The sequence below is a fragment of the Aeromonas jandaei genome (assembly GCF_037890695.1).
Lineage (GTDB): Bacteria > Pseudomonadota > Gammaproteobacteria > Enterobacterales > Aeromonadaceae > Aeromonas > Aeromonas jandaei.
This window is the reverse complement of record NZ_CP149571.1, coordinates 3976628-3995666: the sequence shown is the minus strand read 5'-3', so window position 1 is coordinate 3995666 and position 19039 is coordinate 3976628. Positions and strand designations below refer to the sequence as shown.

The 19039-nt window shown below is 60.8% G+C and carries 18 protein-coding genes and 1 tRNA gene; 5 read left to right on the top strand and 14 right to left on the bottom strand.

All coding sequences use genetic code 11. The features are described from left to right. The first annotated feature begins 82 nt into the window (after nucleotides 1-82). Together WE862_RS18695 and WE862_RS18690 are read left to right on the top strand one after the other, a co-directional pair. Nucleotides 83-823, top strand: coding sequence for a phosphatase (locus WE862_RS18695; RefSeq protein ID WP_042031479.1), 741 nt, complete (start codon nucleotides 83-85; stop codon nucleotides 821-823). An 89-nt stretch (nucleotides 824-912) separates the two neighbouring features. After that, a tRNA-Thr gene (locus WE862_RS18690) sits at nucleotides 913-988 on the top strand. 157 nt (nucleotides 989-1145) lie between these two features. Here WE862_RS18690 and fdhF read toward each other — a convergent pair. Next, the gene (fdhF, locus tag WE862_RS18685) at nucleotides 1146-5336 is read right to left on the bottom strand and encodes a formate dehydrogenase subunit alpha (protein ID WP_339058660.1); all 4191 of its coding nucleotides are present in this window, start codon (nucleotides 5334-5336) and stop codon (nucleotides 1146-1148) included. Between the two features lie 428 nt (nucleotides 5337-5764). Then, on the bottom strand, nucleotides 5765-6970 hold the full coding sequence (locus tag WE862_RS18680; RefSeq protein ID WP_042031477.1) for an ROK family transcriptional regulator: 1206 nt from the start codon (nucleotides 6968-6970) through the stop codon (nucleotides 5765-5767). 119 nt (nucleotides 6971-7089) lie between these two features. On the opposite strand from WE862_RS18680, the gene WE862_RS18675 reads away from it, so the two are divergent. The 3 genes from WE862_RS18675 (at nucleotide 7090) to WE862_RS18665 (ending at nucleotide 12779) form a co-directional block, all read left to right on the top strand. Next, a complete protein-coding gene (locus WE862_RS18675; protein ID WP_042031476.1) occupies nucleotides 7090-10377 on the top strand; it encodes a DUF5107 domain-containing protein in 3288 nt (1095 codons plus the stop codon). Nucleotides 10378-10449: 72 nt separating this feature from the next. Then, the gene (locus WE862_RS18670; protein ID WP_042031475.1) at nucleotides 10450-11904 is read left to right on the top strand and encodes a sugar porter family MFS transporter; all 1455 of its coding nucleotides are present in this window, start codon (nucleotides 10450-10452) and stop codon (nucleotides 11902-11904) included. Then, on the top strand, nucleotides 11901-12779 hold the full coding sequence (locus WE862_RS18665; RefSeq protein WP_042031474.1) for an aldose 1-epimerase: 879 nt from the start codon (nucleotides 11901-11903) through the stop codon (nucleotides 12777-12779). The genes WE862_RS18670 and WE862_RS18665 overlap by 4 nt, the downstream gene beginning before the upstream one ends. Nucleotides 12780-12934: 155 nt before the next feature. Here WE862_RS18665 and WE862_RS18660 read toward each other — a convergent pair whose 3' ends face one another. The 12 genes from WE862_RS18660 to WE862_RS18605 form a co-directional block, all read right to left on the bottom strand. After that, nucleotides 12935-14110 carry a site-specific integrase gene (locus tag WE862_RS18660; protein WP_042031473.1) on the bottom strand — a complete coding sequence of 392 codons (1176 nt, stop codon included), beginning with the start codon at nucleotides 14108-14110 and terminating at the stop codon, nucleotides 12935-12937. After that, nucleotides 14077-14274: a hypothetical protein gene (locus WE862_RS18655; RefSeq protein WP_017411491.1), complete on the bottom strand. Its 198-nt coding sequence runs from the start codon at nucleotides 14272-14274 to the stop codon at nucleotides 14077-14079. Before WE862_RS18655 ends, WE862_RS18660 begins: the two co-directional genes overlap by 34 nt. Beyond that, a complete protein-coding gene (locus WE862_RS18650) occupies nucleotides 14267-14707 on the bottom strand; it encodes a hypothetical protein (RefSeq protein ID WP_042031472.1) in 441 nt (146 codons plus the stop codon). Before WE862_RS18650 ends, WE862_RS18655 begins: the two co-directional genes overlap by 8 nt. A 210-nt stretch (nucleotides 14708-14917) precedes the next feature. After that, entirely contained in the window at nucleotides 14918-15172 is a 255-nt protein-coding gene (locus WE862_RS18645; RefSeq protein ID WP_042031471.1) for a hypothetical protein, read from the bottom strand. Between the two features lie 88 nt (nucleotides 15173-15260). Next, nucleotides 15261-15566 carry a DUF4406 domain-containing protein gene (locus tag WE862_RS18640; protein WP_042031470.1) on the bottom strand — a complete coding sequence of 102 codons (306 nt, stop codon included), beginning with the start codon at nucleotides 15564-15566 and terminating at the stop codon, nucleotides 15261-15263. A gap of 2 nt (nucleotides 15567-15568) precedes the next feature. Further along, nucleotides 15569-15787: a hypothetical protein gene (locus tag WE862_RS18635; protein WP_042031469.1), complete on the bottom strand. Its 219-nt coding sequence runs from the start codon at nucleotides 15785-15787 to the stop codon at nucleotides 15569-15571. Next, complete coding sequence (locus tag WE862_RS18630) at nucleotides 15781-15999, bottom strand: hypothetical protein (RefSeq protein WP_042031468.1); 219 nt, start codon at nucleotides 15997-15999, stop codon at nucleotides 15781-15783. The genes WE862_RS18635 and WE862_RS18630 overlap by 7 nt, the downstream gene beginning before the upstream one ends. Next, a complete protein-coding gene (locus WE862_RS18625; protein WP_052448116.1) occupies nucleotides 15963-16811 on the bottom strand; it encodes a zinc finger-like domain-containing protein in 849 nt (282 codons plus the stop codon). The genes WE862_RS18630 and WE862_RS18625 overlap by 37 nt, the downstream gene beginning before the upstream one ends. Then, nucleotides 16808-17419, bottom strand: coding sequence for a hypothetical protein (locus WE862_RS18620; protein WP_042031466.1), 612 nt, complete (start codon nucleotides 17417-17419; stop codon nucleotides 16808-16810). Before WE862_RS18620 ends, WE862_RS18625 begins: the two co-directional genes overlap by 4 nt. Then, nucleotides 17416-17931: a hypothetical protein gene (locus WE862_RS18615; RefSeq protein WP_042031465.1), complete on the bottom strand. Its 516-nt coding sequence runs from the start codon at nucleotides 17929-17931 to the stop codon at nucleotides 17416-17418. The genes WE862_RS18620 and WE862_RS18615 overlap by 4 nt, the downstream gene beginning before the upstream one ends. Beyond that, nucleotides 17928-18839, bottom strand: a complete 912-nt coding sequence (rdgC, locus tag WE862_RS18610; RefSeq protein ID WP_042031464.1) for a recombination-associated protein RdgC — start codon at nucleotides 18837-18839, stop codon at nucleotides 17928-17930. The genes WE862_RS18615 and rdgC overlap by 4 nt, the downstream gene beginning before the upstream one ends. Nucleotides 18840-18861: 22 nt before the next feature. After that, on the bottom strand, nucleotides 18862-19038 hold the full coding sequence (locus tag WE862_RS18605) for a hypothetical protein (protein WP_162852131.1): 177 nt from the start codon (nucleotides 19036-19038) through the stop codon (nucleotides 18862-18864). Nucleotide 19039 lies beyond the last annotated feature (1 nt).

Genomic DNA, 19039 nt, shown 5'->3' with positions numbered 1-19039 from the left:
TGACAAAGTGTGGCAAGTGCCGGCGTGGCCCAATTCCCCCTACTTTGTTATGCTGCCCCTTCAAAATATGAGGGGAGAGAAGATGAAGTACCCGGTCGATACCCACACTCACACCATTGCCAGCACCCACGCCTACAGCACCATCCACGACTATCTGCCCATCGCCAGAGCCAAAGGGATCAAGCTGTTCGCCACCACGGATCATGGCCCCGAGATGGCCGATGCCCCTCATGTCTGGCATTTTGCCAACTTGCCGATATTGCCAAGAGTGGTGGATGGGGTGGGGATCCTGCGGGGTATCGAGGCCAACATCAAAAACCTCGACGGGGAGATCGATTTCCCCGAGCGCTATGAGTCGCGTCTCGATATGATCATGGCGGGTTTTCATGAGCAGGTATTCCCTCCCTGCGATCAGGCAACCCATACCCAGGCGATGATCAACGCCATCAAGAGTGGCCGGGTCGATATGATCAGCCATCCGGGCAACCCCTCATTTCCCATCGACATTCAGGCGGTGGTCAAGGCGGCTGCGGACTATCGGGTGGCGCTGGAGATCAACAACTCCTCCTTCATTCACTCGCGCCCGGGTAGCGAAGGCAACTGCCGCGCCATCGTGGAGGCCGCGCGAGATCTGGGGGCCTATCTCACCTTCGGCTCCGATTCCCACGTCGCTTTCAGCCTCGGCGATTTTGACCATTGCCACCGGCTGGTGACCGAAGCGGGCTTCCCGCTGGAGCGGATCCTGGTGCGCTCCCCCCGGGCCCTGCTCGATTTCCTCGAGAGTCGCGGTCGCGCCCATATCCCCGAGTTTACCGATCTGTAGATCGGGCGCTAACACCATGAGCCAACTCATAAAATCGAGTTGGCTCGATTGACACGCCAGCCATTTATCATGAATCTGGCTGGCAACAAGCCGGTATAGCTCAGTTGGTAGAGCAGCGCATTCGTAATGCGAAGGTCAGGAGTTCGATTCCCCTTATCGGCACCATATAAAACAAAGGGTTAGCTTCTCAGTGAAGCTAACCCTTTGTGCTTTTTGGTTGGTGGCCCCTTCTCATACCCCTCTTTTGCTATTGCAACACCAAGGAGGAAGGCCTGCGGGCCAACTCTCCCGGCAGGCGGCTACTCAGGGTTTGCTATTCCCCTCAGGCAACCTCGATGTCTGGCTTGGCTGGTTCCGCCTGCATGGTGTGTTGCTCTCCTTCTCTCGGGCACACCAGCTTGTCGATGCGCACTGCCGCTACCTTGAATTCGGGGATCTTGGCGTGGGGATCGGTGGCATTGATGGTGAGCCGGTTGGCCGGGGCTTCGGCGAAGTGGAACGGGATAAAGACCACGCCCGGTTGCATCCGCTTGGTGACGAAGGCGGGTAGCTCGATATGGCCGCGGCGGCTGGTGACCTTCACCCGCTCACTGTTGCTGATCCCCATCCGCTCGGCGTCCGCCACGCTCATCATCACTCGCGGGCCAGCCAGTTTGTCGAGCCCCCTGGTCTTGCGGGTCATGGTGCCGGTGTGGAACTGCTCCAGCAGGCGGCCGGTAGTGAGCACGATGGGATAGGTCTCGTCGGGCAGTTCGGCGGCATAGCGGAACGGGGTCGCGACCATCTCCCCCTTGCCGCGGGTGAACTGCTTGCCGTGGAGCAGGCGAGTGCCTTCGGGCGCCGCGTCGTTGCACGGCCACTGCAGCCCCTGTACACCCACCTTATCCCACTGGATGCCGGCGTATTGCGGGGTGACCCGGCAGATCTCGGCGGTGATCTCCTGCGGGCTTTGATAGCGCCAGTCGCCACCCATGGCGTTGGCGATCTGCTGGATGATCCACCAATCCTCCCGCGCGTCACCCGGCGCCTTGAGAGCGGGGGAGATGCGCTGCACCCGCCGCTCGGTGTTGGTGAAATGGCCGCTCTTCTCGGCAAAGGAGCAGGAGGGGAGCACCACATCGGCGAGCTGGGCGGTTTCCGAGAGGAAGATATCCTGCACCACCAGAAACTCCAGCTGCTTGAGCCCTTCGATGACGTGGTGCTGATCCGGATCGCTCAGCACCGGGTTTTCCCCCATCACATAGAGCCCCTTGATGCTGCCCGCACAGGCGGCATCTATGGTTTCGGTGAGGGTTAGGCCCGGTGTGCGCGGCAAGTTCGGCTGCTGCCAGGCGGTTGCGAAGCGGGCATGCACCTCTGGGTTTGCCACCTTCTGATAGCCGGGCAGGCAGTTGGGCAACGCTCCCATGTCACAGGCCCCTTGTACGTTGGACTGGCCCCGCAGCGGGTTGATGCCGCCCCCTTCGATGCCGATGTTGCCGCACAGCAGTTGCAGGTTGGCGATGGCTCGCACGTTGTCGTGGCCGGTTGTGTGCTGCGTGATCCCCATCGAGTAGTAGATGGCGGTACGTTCGGCGGTGCCGATGAGGCGCGCGAGCTCGATCACCTGTTCAGCCGGTACGCCGGTGACCAGAGCCACCTTGTCCGGGGCATAGGCCGGGGAGAGCACCTCCGCTTGCAATGCCTCGAACCCTTCCACCCGCTCGGCGATATAGGCCTTGTCGTGCCACTCGTTCTTTATGATCTGCTGCATAAGGCCGTTGAGCAGCATCACGTCGGTGCCGGGGCGGTGGGCCAGATAGAGGCTGGCGTGGTTCGCCATCTCGATCCGTTTCGGATCGGCCACTACCAGCCGTGCCTTGCCCGTTTTCACCACCCGCTTGATATGGGAGCCGATGATGGGGTGGGCCGCCGAAGTGTCGGAGCCGATGATGAAGATAAGGTCCGAGTGATCAATGCTCGGGATGTCGTTGGTCATGGCGCCGCTGCCGAGTGACGCTTCCAGCCCGGTGACGGTGGAGGCGTGGCAGAGCCGCGCGCAGTGATCCACGTTGTTGGTGCCAAGCTCCCGGCGCATGAACTTCTGGAACAGGTAGTTCTCTTCGTTGGTGGTTTTGGCCGACGAGAAACCTGCCAGCACATCGCTGCCATAACGTTGGCGCAGGGCGGTGAAGCGTTCTGCAACCAGCTCAATGGCATCTTGCCAGCTGGCGGGCACCAGCTCGCCATCCTTGCGAATGAGCGGGGTAGTGAGGCGCTCCTCGCTCTGGATAAAGTCAAAGCCGAAGCGTCCCTTGACGCAGAGCAGCCCCTGGTTGACCGGTGAGTTGCGGTTCCCCTCCACATAGCGGATGCGGTTGCGCGCCTCATCGACATAGAGGGTGACGCCGCAGCCGACCCCGCAGTAGGTGCAGATGGTATTGACCGGCGTGAGCAGCTCGGTGCGCCCCTGCGACTTGTCGCGGGCATCCACCAGGGCACCGGTGGGGCAGACCTGTACGCAGGCGCCGCACTGCACGCAGTGGGAGTCACCCATTGCCAGCCCGCTGTCGAACTGCGGGCGGTTCGAGAGGGTGCCATCGCTGTGCTTGGCAAAGTGCAGCACTCCCTGCACCGCTTGCTCACCACAGGTCTGCACGCACTGGCCGCAGCCGATGCAGCGGTTGGCATCGAACACGATAAATTCGCTGCTGTTATCCACTGCAAACTTCTGACACTGGCTGGTATCGAGGGCGCTCTGATCGACCTCGTATTCGGTGGCATAGTCGCGCAGCGCGCAATCGGTGTTGGCCTGACAGCCGCACTCGAGGCAGCGGCTGGCTTCGCTGCGGGCATCGGCATCACTCAAACCACGCTCCACCTCGGCAAAGCTGCCCTCGCGATCTTTATCTGCCAAATGAGGCATGATGGTACGGGCGACTTTTTTCAGGTGAGCAAACTGGGCGGGATCGACCTGCTTGAGTTTGGGGGCCTTGCAGGCGTTGAAAGGACGAACCGGATCGATCATGTCACCGTGGAGGAACTGATCGATGGCCTGCGCCGCCTTGCGCCCATCGGCAACCGCCTCAATGGCGGTGGCGGGCCCGCGGCGCAGATCGCCGATGGCGAACAGGTTGCCGTGGCCGCTGTGCATGGTCTCGGGGTGGGACTCCAGCGTCTGCCAGCGGGTGAAGGGGAGGGGGAGGGGCTCCCCTTCCATAAAGCTAAGATCCGGCTGCTGTGACACAGCCGCAATCACGGTATCAAACTCTTCAATGAGGTACTCGCCGGTTGGCTCCGGGCGGCGGCGACCGGAGGCGTCCGGCTCGCCGAGGGCCATCTTCTCGAGGCGCACCTGACAGACGCGGCCACGGCTGTCCGGCAGATTCTCCACCGGATTGGTCAGCATCAGGAAGCGCACCCCTTCATGCTCCGCCTCGTCGATTTCGTAGGCTTCGGCGGGCATCTCGGCGCGGGTGCGGCGATAGATAAGGGTGGTTTCGGCGCCGAGGCGTACCGCTGTGCGGGCGCAGTCGATGGCCGTGTTGCCGCCGCCGATCACCGCGACTTTCTTGCCGGTGGTGAGCCGCTTGGCCAGCATCCGATCCTTGAGGTAATCGACCCCGAGATAGCAACCGGCCAGAGTGCTGCCTGGGTAATCCATCGGTACGGCCTTGGAGGCGCCGACTGCCAGACAGACCGCATCATAGTCGCGGCACAGTGCCGAGAGGGTGATCTGGTGGCCCAGTCGCTGCCTGGTGTGGATCCGCATGCCGCTTTGACACATCAGGTCGATCTCCTGATCGAGGATCGCCTTGGGCAGCCGGTATTCGGGGATGCCGTAGCGCAGCCAACCACCCGCTTCGGGCATCGCCTCGAACAGATCGACCTCGAACCCCTCGTAACCCAGATAGTAACCGCAGGTGAGTCCGCCCGGGCCGCTGCCGATAATGGCCACCCGCTTGCCCTTGGCGGGCTTCTTTGCCGGTTGATAGGGGGCAATTTCGGCCAGATCGAGATCGGCGGCATGGCGCTTGAGCTGACGAATGGCCAGCGGCTCATCCACCAGAGCACGGCGGCACTCCGCTTCACAAAAAGCGGGGCAGACCCGGCCGATGGAAAGAGGCATTGGCAGGGTCTGCTTGATGACGGCCATGGCCGCCTCGTGCTCCCCCATGGCGATGTGGTGCAGATAGGATTGAATGTCCACCCCGGCCGGACAGGCGCGCTGGCAGGGGGCTTCGCAATCGGCGTAGTGATCTGCGAGGATGCGGCCGAGCGCCTGCTGGCGGTGTGCGCGCAGGGCATCGCTTTGGGTCGTGACCATCATCCCTGCCTTGGGGCGCGTCTCGCAGGCGCGCCGGATGCCTAGCCCGGCAATCTCTACCACGCAGAGATCGCACGGCGTCTTGGGAGCGCTGGTGTTGTCACCGCACAGGGAGGGGATATCGATCTGGTGCTGTTTGGCTATCTGGAGCAGGGTTCTGGTCGGGTCAACCGTCAACTGAGCCCCATCGAGGGTGATGGTGATCATGGCGTCATAACTCGCTTTCAAGGCGCAGAAAATGCTGCATCTGGCGGAGCCAGCAGGGGAAGCGACAGAGAGGATCGCTTGGTATCTCCTCACCATACCAAAGATGATATGCAACTTTATTTGATTTAACTCAGGTTCTCTGTCTAAAAAGAAAACGATTTCACAGGTGACGCACTCTGCGGAACGATAACCCGATGCTGGCTACCTATATCGAGTTAAAACATGGTGTTGTATTGATGTTTATGGCTATTTAAGCAGCTTTAAACTGTATTTTTGATGGTGCTTATCTGTGGTGGAGTGGTGAAGTACATCATAAAATGTGCAACTTTTGTTTCGGTTTGTGGGGCGACAAGCGACATCGGGAGCAGCCGACCAGCAGTGTTGGCTACTCCTGTTTTGTGCGCTCAATTTGATGTGCGGTCGTAGCGCTATCTGGCGGCGGGCTGACTCGCCCCCAGCTCGCGCTCAACGTAGAGATAGCCAATCCCCATCACTTGCTGGGCGCGGCTGAGCTGGCCAAAACGGATGTGGGTGGCATTGACGGCATCGCTGCAGTCGAACGGGTTGGCGCCGGTCTGGTGGATGATGGCCTGCAGCCACTCCTCGCCAAAACCGCAGCTGCGGCCATAGAGCCAGATACGGTTGATGTTGAGGATGTTGAGGAAGTTGTAGAGGCTCAGGCCAATGGCGCGTGCTCCCTCGTCCACCATGGCCCGGATCATGGGATCCCCCTGCTGGTAGCGTGTCAGCAGCTGGGCTGTGCCGACACGCCCCTCCGCCAGCGCAGCGGGATCTGCCCCCTGTTGCTTGAGAAAGACCCGGGCCCGCTTCTTGATGGCCGAGAGGGAGGCGACCGTCTCCAGACAGCCGTAACGGCCGCAGGCACAGGCGCTGCCATCCGGGTTGATGATGGTGTGGCCGATCTGGCCGCTGCCAAACAGGGCTCCCCGGTAGATCTGGCCATTGATGATGAAGGCCGAACCGATGCCGTAATCGACGTTGATGACGCAAAAATCGCCGACGTTTTCCGCTCCCTGCCACTTCTGGGCCAGCGCCAGCATGATGCAGTCGTTGTCCACCATCACCTCGCAGCCGAGGCGCTCCTCCAGCAGATACTTGAGCTCGACCGGCGCGTGCCAGGGAGCCTGGGGCATGGTCTGTGACACCCCGGTCGCCGGGTTGACCTGACCGTGTACCGCGATGGCCAGCCGGATCGCCAGCCCCTTGTGGCGGCGCTTGTGCTGGTAGTAGCAGGTCTCGATCAGGCGCAGCAGCTCGTCCGGGGTTTGCGGCGCAATTTTCTGGCCGGCGTAGTCGTCGAGGGGGGTGATCAGGTTGTCCACCAGAATGCTCTCCAGACTGGTGGGGCTGATATTGAGGCAGAGGATCGCCCCCTGGCCGCTGGCGATGCGGTAGCTGCCGCCATTGATGCCGCGTTGGGAGAGGTTCTGGTCGCTGTGGCTGATGGCCCCCTCGGCCACCAGCTCGTCGAGGATCTTGCTGACCGCCGGAATGGAGAGCTCGCAATGGCGCGCCAGGGTGGACTTGCTCGCCTCCTTGAGCTGGTATAGCAGGGCCAGCAGTACCTGCTTGTTGTGGTGGCGTACCTTCTGGTTGTTCAACCCTGTGCTCATCACTTCACTAAACTCCGCTTACTGTATTGCGTGATCTTTCGGCAATTAATAGTGGTTTAACCATTCTAATCTGGTCTCACTGAAATTTTTACTAACAAGTATTAAGTGAGGCGAGATTGATGAGAGCTGATGTCAAGGTCTGGGTCGAAACCATCACCCTGCCGACCTACGAGGTAGGCGCCGAAGATCCCAACCCCATGTTTCTCGAGAAGCGGGTCTATCAGGGCTCCTCGGGGGCTGTCTATCCCTATGGCGTTATCGATACCCTCACCGGCCAGAAGCAGATGAAGTCCTATCGGGCGGTCTGGCTGGAGAACGACTTTATCAAGGTGATGCTGCTGCCGGAGTTGGGTGGCCGTATCCACCGTGCTTACGACAAGGTGATGCAGCGGGATTTCGTCTATTACAACGAAGTGATCAAGCCCGCGCTGGTGGGGCTGGTGGGGCCCTGGATTTCCGGCGGCATCGAGTTCAACTGGCCGCAGCACCACAGACCCACCACTTTCATGCCGGTGGACTTCACCATTACGGAACTGGAGGGGGGCGCCAAGACCGTCTGGCTCGGCGAGGTGGAGCCGATGCGCGGTCTGCAGGTAATGGCGGGGTTTACCCTCTATCCCGACAAGGCGCTCATCGAAATCACCGGCAAGGTGTTCAACGGCAACGACACGCCGCGCCATTTCCTCTGGTGGTCCAACCCGGCGGTGAAAGGGGGCGATGCCCACCAGAGCGTCTTCCCGCCCGATGTCACCGCCGTCTATGACCACGGCAAGCGCGACGTCAGCGCCTTCCCCATCGCCCGTGGCACCTACTACAAGGTGGACTACTCCGCCGGGGTCGATATCTCCCGTTACCGCAATATTCCGGTGCCCACCTCCTACATGGCGGACAAGTCCGACTACGACTTCGTCGGTGCCTACTACCATGACGAGCAGGGGGGCTTGTTGCACGTGGCGGATCACCACGTTTCGCCAGGCAAGAAGCAGTGGAGCTGGGGCAATTGTGACTTCGGTCTGGCTTGGGATCGCAATCTGACCGATGACAATGGCCCCTACATCGAGCTGATGACCGGGGTCTATACCGACAACCAGCCCGACTTCACCTGGCTGGATGCCGGGGAAGAGAAAGTGTTCGTGCAAAACTTCCTGCCCTACAACACCCTTGGTACTCTGCAAAACGCCAACACCCGCGCCGCCATCAAGCTGGAGCGCAGCGATGACGGCCTCATCTGCGGGGTCTATGCGGTAGCACCACTTCGCGGGGCCAGCTTCGAGGTAAGCGACGAGGGGGGCGTGCTGTTTACGCAACCTCTGGATCTGCAGCCGGGTCAGGCATGGCTGGAGCCGTTCGCCATCACCAGTGAGGGGCGTTTGCAGGCACGCCTGCTGGATGAGCAGGGTCAGTGCGTGCTGAGTTACCTCGAGCATCAGCCCGCTGGCGAAGCCCTGCCGGATCCGGCCACGGCGCCGGAGCCCGCCGTCAATCTCGACTCGGTCGACGAGCTCTACTTCATCGGCCAGCATCTTGAGCAGTATCTGCACGCCAGCCGCTCGCCCTTTGATTACTACCAGCGGGCGCTGGAGCTGGATGGTGGCGACTATCGCTGCAACCTGGCACTGGCGACGCTGGAGTACAACCGTGCCAACTATGAGCTGGCGCTGGTCTACGTCAATCAGGCGCTAACCCGTGCCCATCGCCTCAACAAGAACCCCCAGTGTGGCAAGGCCAGCTTGCTGCGCGGCCATATCGAGGAGCGTCTCGGCCAGTTCGATGCAGCCTTTGATGACTTCTACAAGGCGACCTGGAGCGGCAACTGTCGCGATGGCGGCTTCCTCGGGCTGGCCCGTATCGCCATGGTGCGCCGCGACGCCTCGCAAGCGCTGCAATTTGTCGAGAAGAGTCTTGCCGTCAACGGTACCCACTACGGCGCCATCGCTCTCAAGGGATTGGCCCTGCTGGAGTCTGGTGAGCCGGAGGCAGCCATCGCCTATATCGACGAGCAGCGCGTTCGTTATCCACTTCACTATCAGCTGGCCTTCCTGCGCTGGCTGGCAAGCGAGCAGCCGAACGATCTTGAAGCGCTGCGCACCCTGTGCAACGGGCGTGGCACCAACCTCTGCTTCCTCGTCAGCGAACTGCTGAGCTGGGGTCGCCCCGAGCTGGCGCAGCAACTGCTCTCAACACTGCCGGTGGAGGAGACCCTGCCGCTGCTGTTCCAGGCTGCATTGTTGCCGGAAGGTGAGGCGCAGGATGCCCTGCTGGCGCGAGCCGAGCAGGCGTTTGGCCGCAAGGTACGTTTTCCCAACACACTGGGCGAGGTGGCCATGCTGGCGCAGCTTTCCCACAGCTGGTTTGCCAGCTATCTGCTGGGCTGCTTTCACTACAGCAAGCGCAACTATGTGCAGGCGATTGCCCTGTGGCAGCAGGTGTGCGAACAGGCACCGGACTTTGCCCCGGTCTGGCGCAACCTCGGTATCCACCACTTCAACAAGGCGGGTGATATGGCGGCGGCCGAGCGGTGTCTGCGCCGGGCCTTTGCCCTCAAGCCGGACGATGCGCGGCTGCTGTTCGAGCTGGATCAACTGCACAAGCGTTGTGCCATGGCTCCGGCAGAGCGGCTGGCGCTGCTGGAGGCGCACCGTGCGGTCGCCCTCAAGCGCGACGATCTGACCGCCGAACTGCTCAGCCTCTATCACATCACCGGTCAGCTGGATGCGGCGGCAGAGATCTTGCGGCTGCGCGAATTCCACCCCTGGGAGGGGGGCGAGGGCAAGGTGACCGGCCAGTACCTCATCAACCAGCAGCGCCGTGCCTTGGTGTTGATGACTCAGGGACGCCACGAGCAGGCTATTCCGTTGCTGCAACAGGCGTTGAACTATCCCCTCAATCTGGGGGAGGGGCGTCTGGTTGGGCAAACCGACAATGACATCCACTTCCTGCTGGCGCTCTGCCATCTGGCCTGTGACAACCAGAGTCTGGCGGCCCAGTGCCTGCAATCGGCTTGTCTTGGTCAGGGGTCGCTGGGGGCCAGCCGCTACTACAACGATCAGCCGGTGGATTATCTCTTCTATCAGGGTATGGCGCTGGCTCGTCTTGGTCGGGTTGCCGAGGCGCAGCGTCTGTTTGAAGGGATGGTCGGCTGGGCCGAGCAGGCTATGGGCGAGTCGGTCGAGGCGGACTTCTTCGCCGTTTCGCTGCCGGATCTCATCGTGCTGGACGACGACCCGCAGCACAAACACCGCCAGCACTGCCTGCTGGTCCGGGCCCTCGGCCTGCTGGGGCTGGATCAGCGCGAAGCGTGTGCCCAGACCCTGCGCGAGCTGCTGACCCTCAACCCGGCCCACGACAAGGGGCAGCTGTTTGCCCTGATCTGCCGTGAGCTGTCACTCAATCCATCACAGCCATAACAACAACGGGCGCCCCGCCACGGTACGGGGCATCACTGCACCCTACAATCGACAAGATAATAAGGATGAGTCATGGAACACACTCAACATCGCTCGGATACGCACCGGCTCAACATGGGCTACGTCTGGATGATCTGCCTGGTGGCCGCCTGCGGAGGTCTGCTGTTTGGTTACGACTGGGTGGTCATCGGTGGGGCCAAGCCCTTCTATGAGGCCTATTTCTCCATCACCGATCCGGCCCAGTCCGGCTGGGCAATGAGCTCGGCGCTGGTGGGTTGTGTGCTGGGGGCCGCCATCTCCGGCTGGTCGGCGGATCGCTTCGGCCGCAAGAAGCCGCTGATCCTGGCTGCCATCCTGTTTACCATCTCGGCATGGGGCACGGCTGCGGCCAGCAATTTCGATCTGTTCGTGGTCTATCGCATCGTGGGGGGGATCGGTATCGGTCTGGCTTCTGCGCTCTCGCCTATGTACATCGCCGAGATCAGCCCGGCCGACAAGCGGGGCAAGTTCGTTGCCATCAACCAGCTCACCATTGTCATCGGTGTGCTGGCCGCCCAGCTGGTCAACCTGATGATCGCCGATCCGGTTGCGAGCAACGCCACCCAGGCCGATATTCTGGCGACCTGGAACGGTCAGTCCGGCTGGCGCTGGATGTTCGGCGCCGAACTGGTCCCTGCGCTGGCGTTTCTGGTACTGATGTTCTTCGTGCCGGAGTCACCGCGCTGGCTGGCCAAAGATGGTCAGTATGAGCTGGCGGCCCGCATGCTCGGCAAGATTGGCGGGGATGCCTATGCCAAGCAGACGCTGGCCGAGATCCGCCAGACTCTGGTGGGTGAGTCGGCGCACAAGGTATCGCTGGCGGAGCTGGGCAAACCCTCGGTGCGCCCCATCCTCATCATCGGCATGGTGCTGGCGGTGTTCCAGCAGTGGTGCGGTATCAACGTCATCTTCAACTATGCGCAGGAGATCTTTGCCTCCGCCGGGTTTGACATCAACAGCACCCTCAAATCCATCGTCGCCACAGGTCTTATCAACTTGCTGTTTACCCTGATCGCGCTGCCCATGGTGGACAAGATTGGCCGTCGCAAGCTGATGCTGATTGGCTCGATGGGGCTGACCATCATCTACGGCATGATGGCCGCGGCCTATGCCGCAGGCGTACTGGGCTTGCCGGTATTGCTGCTGGTGCTGGCAGCCATCGCCATCTATGCCCTGACGCTGGCGCCGGTGACCTGGGTGCTGCTCTCCGAAATTTTCCCGAACCGGGTACGCGGGCTGGCGATGTCGGCCGGTACGCTGGCGCTCTGGATCGCCTGCTTCGTGCTGACCTACACCTTCCCGCTGCTCAATGCCGGGTTGGGGGCCGCAGGTAGTTTCCTGCTCTACGGTATCATCTGTTTCGCCGGTCTCATCTTTATCTATCGCAAGGTGCCCGAGACCAAGGGCGTCACGCTGGAGGCACTGGAAGCCCAACTGGCGCAGGGCAAGGTCGAACTGACGCCGACCAAGGCGAGCGCCTCGGCATGACGGTTTACACATTGAGCAACCCGCATCTTAGGATGCGGGTTTCAACCCAAGGGGCCTGTCTGCTGGGTCTTGAGGATGAGCAGGGGCGCCCGTTGCTGCGCGATAGTGACCCCGGTGCATCTTGTCATCCCGGCGAAAGCGCCCTCCTTCCCATGGTGCCGCTGGCCAACCGGGTTGCAGGCAACTGTTTTGAGTTGTGGGGGGAGGAGCACCGTTTGCCAGAAAGCCCGGTTGATCCCGACTTCTTCCTGCATGGCGATGGCTGGTTGCTGCCATGGCAGCGGGTGGCAGGCTCAGCCAGTTCGGTGACGCTGCAGCTTGCCAGCCAATGCGGCCCTTTTCACTATCTGGCCGAGATTGACTATCGACTGCAGGGGGTGAGCCTGCTGGCACGCATCAGTCTGACCCATCTGGGGGAGGTGCCCTGTCTCTACGGCGCGGGCTTTCACCCCTTCTTCTGGCGCGACGAGCAGACAAAGATTCGCTTTCTGGCAAGCGGTGTCTGGCAAGAGGGGCCGGATCATCTGCCGACCGACTGGTCGAGCAGGCTTGCACCCCACCTCGACTTTCGCCAGTGGGCTCGCCCGCAAGGGTGGCTCAACCACTGTTACGGCGGCTGGCATGGTACGGCCGAGCTGGTTCACCCCGCCCGCCAGCAGTGGTTGAAGGTGGCCAGCGACGCCCCCTTCTTGATGCTCTATCAGCCGGATGAAACGAGCGGTTTTGTTTGTCTTGAGCCTCAGAGCCACGCCGCCAATGCCCACCACATGGCCGGTCACCCCGGTTTGCGGCTGCTGCAGCGCGGCGACACCATGAGCATCGCCATGACCATCACCCTGATGTCTGAACCGACAACACTTGTAAGCCATAGCTAGATCAGCGGTGATATGTGCGGGTTGGGAGTTTGCCGAAAACCGAGAAATAAAAAGGGCCACCTCTTGCGAGGTGGCCCTTTCCAAACGTTTGGTGGAGCTGGGGGGATTTGAACCCCCGGACCGTGCAGCTTTACCAATTGAACTATAAGGATTTTTTATTTTCCGGTTGGATTTTGGATCAGGATTGGCGCTTTTGCTGTCTGGCCGTCGTACTCGGCGAGGTAGGATCCGTAGTGCCGAAATAGCATCTCCGGCCCCTTGTGACCCATCTGTGTGGCGAGCCAAAACAGGTTGCAGCCGCGGCTGATGTTGGCCGTAGCGAAGGTGTGGCGGGTCTGGTAGAGGTGGCGATAGCGAACACCTGATCGCCGGAGGGTGTAGAGCCAGGCTTTCTTTCTGATGGACTCAGCCCCAGACCATGGCTCGTTGAGCTTCGGATCTTCAAACACGTACTCGCCGCGCATAAAGGTAAAGCGCTTCTGGCTGATCAGCGCCGCCAGCGCATCACTCGTCAGCTCAATGGTTCGCGTCCCGGCCCGGGTCTTGGTGGTCTTGATGACACCGACCACTTTGGCGGCCGACACCTGGATGGTGTTACCAATCCAGTCGATTGACCCCCAGCGCAGGGCGCAGATCTCGGACGGGCGCATGCCGGTGGCGAACGCAAACGCGAACAGGTTTGCCCACTGCTCATTGATGCCGTGAGCGGTCGATATGATGGCGGCCACTTCATCCGGGCTGAACGGGTCCACAGATTTGGCTCCCTGTTCAGGAGCTGAATCCACGTCCAAATATCTGGACACGGTGACCAGCGACACCGGGTTTGATGGCAACAGCCCATCTGTAACCGCCTCGTCAATGGCACTGCGCAGGAACGACAGCCGGTTGCGGGCCGTCTTGGCGGTGGTGCTGCTTCTTACCAGCCAGTTCTTTACCTGTGCCGGGGTCAGCTCGGATACAGTGATCCCATGCAGATCGGCCAGCGCCTTGTGGCATTTGCGGTACCCGACCATGGTTGACGGGCTCAGCCCGCGGCTTTCGCAGCGGTGCAGGTACTCATCCAGATAGTCAGATACCTTGGCAGCGATCGACGCGCCGCCGAACATGCGCAGCTTCTTCGATTTCGGGAAGTAGTCTGCGTAGGCGAACTGGCCACGCTCTATCTTGCCCTGGATCTCGCCGAGCAGGCGGGAGGCATAGCGCACGTTTGCCGTGGTGTTTGGCAGGTTGGACAGGGGCTCACGGCAGCGAACCCCCTTGAAGGTAAAGGTGATATTGATGGTCTCACCACGGACCGTCACGCCGCGTGGGAGCTGTTTTTCATTGCCCACTTTGTCACCTCTGCGATGTTAACCCAGCGTTCTTTCACCCCGTCCACGTTGACGATATGAACCCCCAGTTGCCAGATGCCGCGCTGGATCCGCTTGTTGATGGTATCCCGGTCGGTGATCTCGATGGTGCTCAGGTAGGTGCTGAGCGGGATGGCGTCAGGCATTCTCATTATGATGAGCTGGCCCTGAATATGGCTGACTGCCGGATCTGCTGCTGTTCCCATGGTGTACGGTCCTCGCGGTTAAAAGAGACTCGAGCCGGTGACGCCCGAGCTGGTTGTAGTAAAAGGTTTGAACTTGCTTGCGGGAGTTGGCCGCCTGGTCAAGGCGGTATTCTCCCAGTTCGGTGGTTTTCAGGTTGTGCTGGTTGGCGAGCCTGCCGATGGCTTGGGCGCTCACCCCCAACTCCTTGCCCAGATCAGTTGCGCTCCAGAGCTGACCGGTTACCCGCGGCGCTTCGATTGGCAGGTCGAAGTGTGCCAGGATGCGGCCGATCTCGGCGAGCTTGGCCGATTGAGAAAGGGTGGGGGAGAGTACGGTATTAACCAGATCATCCAGCAGTTGGTTGCTCTGGTCGATGAGTTGTAGCTGTTGCATGGCGTGGCCCTCCTGTCCTTGAGGATGGGGCGCCAATTGGATTGAAGGAAGGGCCGTTAATCCTTCCGCTTTCCTGCCTTGCGTTGGCATCCATTGTTCACAAACGCGACAATACAGCCACTGCTGCAAAATCCTCGTGAATCACGACGAATCAAATGCTCCTCTTCGACGCGCTTGCGGCACCAATAGCATGTGTAAATAGCCATCAGCTCACCCCTCCCACTCCGGCAGCTTGTCGAACTGGTCTTTGGTGAGCATCACGGTTTCAACATGGTGCGGCCCGTCGATGTTCTCGAGCACGCCATCACGCTCATCCGCCGGCACGATAAAGCTGGCGTTGTCGAACTTGATGCAGGCGAACTCCAGTTGCTTGAAGTCCTCGCACTTCGGCGCGTGGGTGCTTGGCGGAAAGCGCCCGCCGAGCGTTTCGGATAGGTCGCGCGCCATTGTCTGGCAGTTGCACATACTCACCCCTTCACAAACAGGTCGGCCGCCACGATGACGGCCAGAATGCTAATGGCCAGGATTGCGATCCCGGCCGCCTTTTGTTTGGTCACGCTGCCTCCTCATGCGGGATGGAGGTCAGGATCACCGGCTTGCCGAGCTTGATGGCCAGCGCATGCTCAGCGGTAGCCCCGGCGCTGCGCTCCCAGTTGGGTAGTAACACCAGCTGATCGGCCATCTTTACCATTTCGATGCAGATGGCCATGTATTCGTGCTGCTCAAGGCCATCCGGCAGGATTGCTGGGTTTAGCGCCACATGGCCAAGGCCTTGCAGGCGCAGAGCCTCCTTGTTGAAGGCGTCGCGGTTGAAGTTGGGCAGGCCGGACATCGGGCCGGCTATGTAGATTTTCGCCATGGCTATTTCACATCCTTCATGCTGATCGAGATCCCGACGTAGGGGCACTGGGCGCGGTACACATCGCGGCCGTGCTCGAGCTCGATGCTCTTACAGCGAAAGCCGGAGCGGGAGCGGGACTCGGTGGAAATAGGAAGGCCAGCTGGTTGGCTGGCCTGTAGTTGGGCTATCTGGTGCAGGGCGCGCTCGAGAGCCGCCTGCTTGTTGGGGTCAGTCAGCATCGCCACCCCCGATAACCGATAAAGCCGGGCTCCATGACGCGCCGGAACGGCAGCACTGGGAGGTGGGCTATCAGGGTCTTGAGTTGGGGGTTATCTGGCTGGCTGTCGATGGTGACTTTAGCGCCGGGGTTGATCTTTAGGTATCGCTCCCGGGCGTCGGCGGCTTCTTCCCTGGTCAGGCCTGGCTGGATGATGGGCTCGCGATAGCGCACGGCTCACCTCCTTGGCGTGACGGAAGCTGGAAGGAATCACCATCCCACGGCACTTCACCGGTAATCCGCTTGAGCAGCGCTGCCGCATCATGGGCAGGATCGTCGCTGAATCCGTTCACGATGGACTGCAGCACGGTTATCAGCTCAAGCTCCTGACCTTCGGTGATGGTGCGGCATTCAACCTTTACCTTCCCTCTTCCGCTGCAATCAGGACACTCAGCCTCCCAGAAATCAATGCTCTCAGGCGTCTGACCGGTAACACCACCAATCATCCCATGACCTTTGCATCTGGAGCATGTTGTCATGGTCGCTGAATGTGCCAGCACGGCTGGATCTGCGCCGCGTTGGTGGAGCATCATGGCGAAATTCGCCACATCCTCGAACGTCCCGCAATTCCCCTTGCCTACATGATCTACCAGCAGGTCGGCCAAGTATTCAACGGAGCAGGCTGCAGGGTCATCCCATCCACCACGCCCCTTGGCGCGAGCGGCGGCCAGCTTGACCTTCATTGCAGCAGCAAAGCGGTCAACTGCCGCATCGTCAGAGTGTTGCTCTGGCAGTTTGCCAGCCAGCACCACTTCCACTCGCTCAAGAAAGGCATCAACAACCGGCAGGTCGTCAATTGCCACGCCGATCGCCGGCACTATTTTGGTCACCTCACGCAGCAGGTCGGCCAGCAACGTGCAGCGGCCGCCCATCTTCATGACTGTATCGGCCATCCCGCTCACTTCGGAAAAGGGGACAAAAGCCCCCTGTTCACGCTCTTCCATGACCGGCCCTGTTGCGGTCAGCTCAAGATCGTATCGCTTCACGATTGCTCTCCTTCCACAAATTCGAGGGCGGCGGGCACTTCCGGGAGCAGCTCGTCCCAGGTGGCGATGTCGCCGTTCTTGTGCCAGCCAGTCACGCCTTGGCTGTTGTTCATCACTCCCTGCACACCATTCAGCGCCTCTAGCAGCACATCCCGCTGCTTGGTTATGGCGGCCAGTTTCTCTGCAGGGGTTAGCCCATGCTTGCGCTGCATGGTGATGGTGAAGGGACCGGTTTCCGGGTGGTTACCACTCAGCTCAAGGTAGTTGGTGGCACCACTGGCCTTGAACTGGCCAGCGAACGAGGCCGCCAGCAGTTGCACCGCGACGCCTGAAATGGTGAGGTTGATCCCGTCATTGGCGCCAAACTGGCTGATGAAGGCTTGCTTGGCCACAAACTCGGCCAGCGTCACCCCCTCCAGCTCCTCGGTGGGGTAGCCGTCCAGCAGGTTCCAGCAGGCGACGATGCGACGGGCATTGGCCTTGCCTTCGCTGTCTGGAAAGCCGCTCTCATCCCGCGGCCATACTTCGCAGACTCCGGTGCCATCGACAGACCCGACCGACTGGCCGTTACGAAAAAGGGCCAGAAGGCCCTTGGTGTGTTCGGTCATGCTGCCTTCTCCTGTCCAAGGCTTTGCTCAGCCGCATGGAACTCGCTACCCAAGATCTCGGTCATCATCGGCCCGACCTTGGCACCGGTGCGCAGGTAAATCGCGCCGTCATGGGCAAACATGGTGAAGCCACCGCCAAACAGCAGCTCACCCCAGTTCAGTCCCATTGACTCGTAAAGTGGATTGGCCTCAACAGATTCGGGGAACATATCCCAGTAGCGATCCTGCAGCTCACTTTGCTCCTTGGCCTTACCCTTCACCTTCCCCCGGCGTGGCTTTGACAGGTAGTTCTGGTCAGGCTTGGTCCAGAGGTCTTTATCTTCACGCTGGTAGTAGTTGTTCAGCACCAGATGAGCGCACTTGAACCGGTTTACGTCGCTGCAGAACTTCGGCTTGCCATCGAACTCCTTGCCCAGTGCGCTGGCCTTCTCAATCAGGGCGCTCTTTGCGGCTTCAAAGGTTGCGTGGGCAGCCAGCACGCTGGCGTCGGTGGTCTTGTAGAAACTGGTCATAGCGGAGCCTCCTCGCCACCCAAGGCGGCAAACAGTGCCGGGATAAACTGGGACAGCTCGCCGGTCACCAGTTCAAAGTCGGCATCCAGACGGGAGGCCGGATCCTCGCTGGTGATGTCGTCGTTCTGCTCGCGCAGCTCCTCGCTGAACTTGAGGCGCTTGATGGAGAGGTCATCACCCAGCACGAAGCTGATGCTTTCACCCCAGCAGAGGGCCAGCTTGGTGACCAGCTTGTCGTTGGCGAGGTGGTTTTTTACCTCATCGGTCATCAGATCCTGCTGCTTGAAGCGGGCGATCCCGCCGTGTTCCATGGCGCTGCGCAGCTCGGACTCATCCTCAAGGGTGAAAGCTGCCGGCAGGTTGCCCTCTTGCAGCCACTCGGTCATGGTGATTTCGGGCGGGTTCTTGAGCGCCACCGGCACCACTGGCAGGCTGCCGATGGACTTGCGCAGCAGGGCCAGCACGTCCTCGGCCTTCTTGGCTGATGGGGCATCGACCATCAGCAGGCCGTCGGCTGGATTGATCCACGCGTAGGTGTTGGCGGTGCGGCTGAATGCGCGGGGTAGCAGGGTGTGCAGCAGCTCCTCTTTCAGCGCCTCCTTCTCTTTCTTCTTGAGGGGGCGCCCCTGCTCGAACTCGATCGCTTCTACCTTCTCGGCCAGCGCGTCCTTGATGACAGTGGATGGAATGGGCTTTTCCTCCTTGCGTGCGCAGATGAGGATTTGGCCGTTGGCGGAGTGGGTCAGGGTGCTGCCGAACTTGCCGAGCGGGCGAGTCCAGCCGAAGCGGGACATATCCTGACTGCCGCAGGGGGTGAAGGTCAGGGTTTCGAGCTGGGTTTCCAGTTGTTCGGCGGTCAGGTCGAACGGGCGGGTAAAGCGGTACACTTGCAGGTTTTTAAACCACATGGTCAGAGGTCCTTTTGGTCGGTTAGTTGCGGGCTTTCGCCTGCAGATCGTGGAGTTTCTTGGCGGCTGCTTCGGCTTGTGACCGGCTGCAGATGGTCCCGCCTGGTAGTACAAACTTGCCGCGCAGCTTGGGGTGGGGCATGACGACGCCCAACCCGATGACTACCGCGCCGCAGTAGGGGTTTTCAGTGTCTTTCATG

What these genes read in the sequence shown, in the direction of transcription:
- WE862_RS18695 (WP_042031479.1), top strand. Translation starts at nt 83, where the DNA reads ATGAAGTACCCGGTCGATACCCACACTCACACCATTGCCAGCACCCAC.
- fdhF (WP_339058660.1), bottom strand. Translation starts at nt 5,336, where the DNA reads ATGATCACCATCACCCTCGATGGGGCTCAGTTGACGGTTGACCCGACC.
- WE862_RS18680 (WP_042031477.1), bottom strand. Translation starts at nt 6,970, where the DNA reads ATGAGCACAGGGTTGAACAACCAGAAGGTACGCCACCACAACAAGCAG.
- WE862_RS18675 (WP_042031476.1), top strand. Translation starts at nt 7,090, where the DNA reads ATGAGAGCTGATGTCAAGGTCTGGGTCGAAACCATCACCCTGCCGACC.
- WE862_RS18670 (WP_042031475.1), top strand. Translation starts at nt 10,450, where the DNA reads ATGGAACACACTCAACATCGCTCGGATACGCACCGGCTCAACATGGGC.
- WE862_RS18665 (WP_042031474.1), top strand. Translation starts at nt 11,901, where the DNA reads ATGACGGTTTACACATTGAGCAACCCGCATCTTAGGATGCGGGTTTCA.
- WE862_RS18655 (WP_017411491.1), bottom strand. Translation starts at nt 14,274, where the DNA reads ATGCCTGACGCCATCCCGCTCAGCACCTACCTGAGCACCATCGAGATC.
- WE862_RS18650 (WP_042031472.1), bottom strand. Translation starts at nt 14,707, where the DNA reads ATGCAACAGCTACAACTCATCGACCAGAGCAACCAACTGCTGGATGAT.
- WE862_RS18645 (WP_042031471.1), bottom strand. Translation starts at nt 15,172, where the DNA reads ATGTGCAACTGCCAGACAATGGCGCGCGACCTATCCGAAACGCTCGGC.
- WE862_RS18640 (WP_042031470.1), bottom strand. Translation starts at nt 15,566, where the DNA reads ATGGCGAAAATCTACATAGCCGGCCCGATGTCCGGCCTGCCCAACTTC.
- WE862_RS18635 (WP_042031469.1), bottom strand. Translation starts at nt 15,787, where the DNA reads ATGCTGACTGACCCCAACAAGCAGGCGGCTCTCGAGCGCGCCCTGCAC.
- WE862_RS18620 (WP_042031466.1), bottom strand. Translation starts at nt 17,419, where the DNA reads ATGACCGAACACACCAAGGGCCTTCTGGCCCTTTTTCGTAACGGCCAG.
- WE862_RS18615 (WP_042031465.1), bottom strand. Translation starts at nt 17,931, where the DNA reads ATGACCAGTTTCTACAAGACCACCGACGCCAGCGTGCTGGCTGCCCAC.
- rdgC (WP_042031464.1), bottom strand. Translation starts at nt 18,839, where the DNA reads ATGTGGTTTAAAAACCTGCAAGTGTACCGCTTTACCCGCCCGTTCGAC.
- WE862_RS18605 (WP_162852131.1), bottom strand. Translation starts at nt 19,038, where the DNA reads ATGAAAGACACTGAAAACCCCTACTGCGGCGCGGTAGTCATCGGGTTG.